The following is an 841-nucleotide window of genomic DNA, read 5'->3' on the forward strand; positions in this document are numbered from 1 at the left end:
GCCGTGGCCGATCTCGCGGCGCTTCGGGCTGCCGACGCGGCCCGTCTCGCCCGTCGAGTACGGCGGGAAGTTGTAGTTGTGCATGTAGCGCTTGCTCGTCACGGGGCTCAGCGAGTCGATCTGCTGCTCGAGCTTGAGCATGTTGAGCGTCGTGATGCCCATGATCTGCGTCTCGCCGCGCTGGAAGATCGCGGAGCCGTGCACGCGCGGCACGACCGCGACCTCGGCGTCGAGCGGGCGGATGTCGGCCGGGCCGCGCCCGTCGATGCGGATGCCCTCGGTGAGGATGCGTCTGCGGACGACCTCCTTCGTGACCGCCTTGTAGGCGCCCGAGACCTGCGTCGCGATGACGGCCTCGAGCTCGCCGCGCTCGATGCGCTCGTTGATCTGCTGCTTGACCTGCTCCTTGAGCTGGTCGTCGGCCGACTGGCGCTCGAGCTTGTCGGCGATGCGGTACACCTCGGCGAGGCGCTCGGCCGCGAGCTCGCGGACGGCCGCGAAGGCCTCCTCGGAGTACGGCGGGAAGAGCGGGTACTGCTACGTCTCCTTCGCGGCGGTCTTGGCGACCTCCTCCTGCGCGGCGACGAGCTGCTTGATGAACGGCTTCGAGGCCTCGAGGACCTCGGCCACGACCTCCTCGGTCGGCTTCTGCGCGCCGCCTTCGATGAGGTTCCACGCGCCGTCGGTCGCCTCGGCCTCGACCATCATGATCGCGACGTCCTGGCTGCCGTCGGCAGCCGTGACGACCCTGCCCGCGACGACCATGTTGAACACGGCCTGCTCGAGCTGCGAGTGCTTCGGGAACGCGACCCACTGGCCGTCCTGTCTCTTATACACATCT

At 68.6% G+C, this 841-nt stretch carries 3 pseudogenes; all 3 read right to left on the reverse strand.

Annotation, left to right across the window (positions count from 1 at the left end):
- A pseudogene (locus DQ237_RS20475) lies at positions 1–288 on the reverse strand (polyribonucleotide nucleotidyltransferase); the annotation flags it as partial.
- Positions 268–486: pseudogene (locus tag DQ237_RS20480) on the reverse strand (hypothetical protein); the annotation flags it as partial. The pseudogenes DQ237_RS20480 and DQ237_RS20475, both read right to left, overlap by 21 nt.
- A 51-nt stretch (positions 487–537) precedes the next feature.
- Positions 538–841: pseudogene (locus tag DQ237_RS20380) on the reverse strand (hypothetical protein); the annotation flags it as partial.

This window comes from Blastococcus sp. TF02-8, assembly GCF_003319175.1.
GTDB lineage: Bacteria > Actinomycetota > Actinomycetes > Mycobacteriales > Geodermatophilaceae > Blastococcus.